The sequence below is a fragment of the Chitinimonas violaceus genome, assembly GCF_052601015.1.
In genome coordinates this window covers 1-3,637 of the sequence record NZ_JBQXDJ010000138.1, presented here as the reverse complement: position 1 = coordinate 3,637, position 3,637 = coordinate 1, and the positions used below count along the sequence as shown (strand labels likewise).

Here is a 3,637-nt window from a genome sequence, read left to right as displayed (position 1 = left end):
GAAAATCCACGGGTGAGACTAGCCCGTAGAGATATAGTTATGCACAGTCGCCGGTCAAACGGCGGCAACCATCACTGGGTCAATATTCAATCGGCAGGGTGGGTCAATATTCAATCAGCGCAAACAATCCGCAGTGACAATGGGCCGGAATACATTGGCAAGATACTGAGTGAATGGGCACAGAGAAAGGGAGTTCGACTTGATCATATCCAGCCTGGCAAGCCGCAACAGAACGCGTACGTTGAACGCTTCAACCGTACTGTGCGCTACGATTGGCTTGGTCACTACCTGTTCGAGTCGATCGCAGAAGTTCAGGATTACGCAACGGATTGGATCTGGTTCTACAATCACGAACGCCCTAACATGGCCTTGGGCGGTATTACCCCAATACAGCGGCTGGCCATGGTCGCATAGCGCTACTTCTGACTCCCCTTAAAAATGGGGGGATTACCGTCTCACCATTCTGTTGAAGAAACAGTTAAGGCAAAAATGCCCCATCTAAACCGCCACCGCCTCCGATAGCACTTAGCCCTGCATCTCCAGCTATAATCTTCCCATAGCCGGTATCAACCACTACCCCATTTCCATTGCCACCAACTCTAAATTTGATGCCATATTTATCGCCTTTTCTAACCAAAGCACTTACTGCTTCAGAAAAGTAAATGTCACTCCCCCAGTTCCTTCCAAAAAAAGTGAACGGAAAGAAGTTTCCTGCAAATCTACCAACATAATTATCTGTCTTTTGTTCATATAGATAACAGTTAATATAATAGCTAAGCACATTGCAATTTGTTCTATAGGGACCATACTTGCTTATCGATATCCTTTTTGTTTGGAAGCAACCATTGGCGCCATCTGCAACTAGCCCGCCCTCTATTGCATCAGGACAAAATCCAAAAGGGACGTAACAAAAAGAATGAAGACTTCTTTTCTTCTTTTTCCCAAATGCTGAGGCGCCTGAATGTTTGCATGTTTCGGTGGAATTTGCACTAACTACAACTGTAGTTTGGTCAGATATAACCCGATGATAAGGCTCGTTGTTTGCATACGTATCTGCCTCTATATAGTTCGGATTGGAAAAGCTCCTGTTTTGATCTATGACATAGCGATCCAGCTCTGTATCCCAAGTAGCAACCTGTGCACTAACAATATTCTGAGTTGGAATTTGTCTTAATGCTACATACTCTTGATGGTCGGGATCAGAATCAAAGCTCAAATCATAAGTATCCATAATAGTCTCATAGTCCGGTAACGCTTTGAGAGATTTATTGATTGAATAAAAATTCTGATCTGCCCTAATGGTATAAATATAGATTCTATTTGGAAGTACATTACCTTCTCGTAGATCATCAAGATACGCTAAGCTCGATGCTGTAGACACAAAGGCACTATCTGCTCCTGTACCTACGAGAGAATAACCAGCTGTATGGGCTGCGACGTTATCATTTCCCCCTTTTGATTTAAATCCTTCTTTGAAAATCCTCTCTGGACTTTGAGCAGGAATTCTTTCAACTGCCCTGTAAACGTATTTGGGTGAGGCTACTGCTGTACTGCCAACTATAAGGACAATAGAGATTAAAACAAGTTTAGTAGATTTTATATAATAGTTATAGGTTTTACGCCCCCACTCGACAAACCAATTCACAATACTCTCCTTTTCATGCACCTACTGGTTGGGAAAACCTCTCAAATAATATTTACCAACCTATGTCGTAGGCATCACGTAGGGGTAGTTAGTTCCCTTAATTCATTCGCCGCGTTATTTTTCTTAGCTTCTGCGTATTACTTCAAATTCCACGTCAGTTACACTTCAATAAATTAACCACTAAATGGTATGTATCTATCAATTACTGGCGTTGTGAGTCGTATTTTATTTGCTTAGGAGAAGATAAAATGCAGTAAATGAAATACCAGACTTACACTATTTTATAAGGCCGTTCACTATGATTGTTTGGACTTTCATATCCTTGCTTCCCTTTGGGATTCCCCAAATGTCCAAGAGCTACATACTGCAACGCATCATGCGGGTGCGAAAACCTGTTCGATTTTGATTGTAAGAGGTGCCTCATAAAACAAAGGACGTTACTTAAATGTAGAGCGGTGGTTCACTACTGAACCGCCGCCCCTGCTTCTCAGCGCTTTTTCAATACCAAATCCATTGCTGCCATGGCACTTGCCGATTCTCTTTCGGGAACAGCGCTGGCACCTCACCAGCCGTATAGGACAAGGCAGAGCGAGGATAAGCAGCGTTGATTAACTTCCCGTCTTCATAAAGCCATTTAGCTGTTGCTGGTGGCTGGTCTTGGTTACATTCATTAGTGATTTTGATATGGGCGGAATCAGTCGCATTGTTGGTGAGTGGTTCAGCCAGGGTAAGGCAGTGCATATCTGTGGAACTAAGCAGTCGCCCCAACTCATCCTGCTTCCATAGTTGCAACGATTTGTTGCTATCACAGGGCGCGAGTACCGCCGACATCGGGGTATCTCTTAAGAATGCAATAAATTCTTCCTCTTCCACCTTAAGAGGATTAGGAAATCGTTCACCATATGAAACTTGCTGACGGGCTTCAAGACATTGCTTCTGATTACTACCTATTGGTTTCCAGGCTGAAACCAGTTGCCGGAAAGACTGGGGCAGTTCTTGGGGTTTGACAATTTCAACATCAATGACTGCTGTTCCCGCTTTCCCATCCGTTGTACGGAAATGGAAAAATATCTTACTTGTTCCGCCTCCGTAAGGCTCTGTCCTTATGCTGAGCTTAAAGTTATTCCCACCATCTCGAATTGAGTTAACTTTGATAAAATCATTAGACGTCTTAATCTGTGGCTCAATGGAAAGCTGAACAGCAGGAAGTATCTGTAATCCGACTTCGCCCGTAGTATTTTGCGCCAATACCAACCGACGCTTACTCACGACCACGCTTAAGCCGTTGTCTGTGGGCATGGGTCCTGTATTTTTTGGGACACCCCCATAGAGCGCCTCAAGGGCCGCTATATCCCCCTTGGAGAGGGTATCGCGAGGCCACGCCCTTACCTTGGCTGTGGGATTTTTCAACGACAAATCTTTACCGAACGTGTGATGCATCACCGAATCTAGATCGTATGGCCCCACATGCAAAGCATTTGAAACTTTGCCCAGAATCGGATTACTGTCATCTGCAGTAACGTACTGATCACGGTCTAAGCGTTGATCCTCATGAGCGAATCCCACTACATGCATGAGTTCATGCAGAACAATACTCGGGTGCTGGCAACCTAGTGTTAATGTGATGGCATTGGTACCTCTACCAATAAAAGTGGAACAATCCACTTCATCATGTGGTGTATCGACGAGATAGATAAATTCTTGCTCATCCGTTCGTTCCATAAACCGGAGCGCACTGTTTCGGGAGATTTCTTTGGCTGCTTCAAGGAATAGTTGACGGGTTTTGGGTGAAGCATTTGTCAACACATAAGGAATCGTGCGGTTAGGCCAGCGTACATCGTGGGTATAAGTAACAGCGCGCTTCGAGGGGGTGTCAGGATTTCCGTGTTCAAGGCGGGTTTGAGATTCACACGGATGATCGAATAAACCGATCCGCGTAAAGAATAGCGAATTGGTTCATGGCCGTCTTCCAATCCTTGGCGGCATAGCCCC

Annotated in this window: 4 protein-coding genes; 1 reads left to right on the top strand and 3 read right to left on the bottom strand. The window is 44.6% G+C overall.

Features of this window, described 5'->3' with window-relative positions:
* The coding region (locus tag ACUHMQ_RS20340; RefSeq protein ID WP_445297273.1) for an integrase core domain-containing protein at window positions 1–414 on the top strand (414 nt) is incomplete at its 5' end.
* Between the two features lie 64 nt (window positions 415–478).
* Here the strand turns inward: ACUHMQ_RS20340 and ACUHMQ_RS20335 are convergent.
* The 3 genes from ACUHMQ_RS20335 to ACUHMQ_RS20325 form a co-directional block, all read right to left on the bottom strand.
* Complete coding sequence (locus ACUHMQ_RS20335; RefSeq protein WP_445297272.1) at window positions 479–1,645, bottom strand: hypothetical protein; 1,167 nt, start codon at window positions 1,643–1,645, stop codon at window positions 479–481.
* A gap of 498 nt (window positions 1,646–2,143) precedes the next feature.
* Entirely contained in the window at window positions 2,144–3,451 is a 1,308-nt protein-coding gene (locus ACUHMQ_RS20330; RefSeq protein ID WP_445297271.1) for a M12 family metallopeptidase, read from the bottom strand.
* Window positions 3,445–3,637 (bottom strand): hypothetical protein (locus tag ACUHMQ_RS20325; protein WP_445297270.1); only part of this gene is annotated, 193 nt, incomplete at its 5' end. The genes ACUHMQ_RS20325 and ACUHMQ_RS20330, both read right to left, overlap by 7 nt.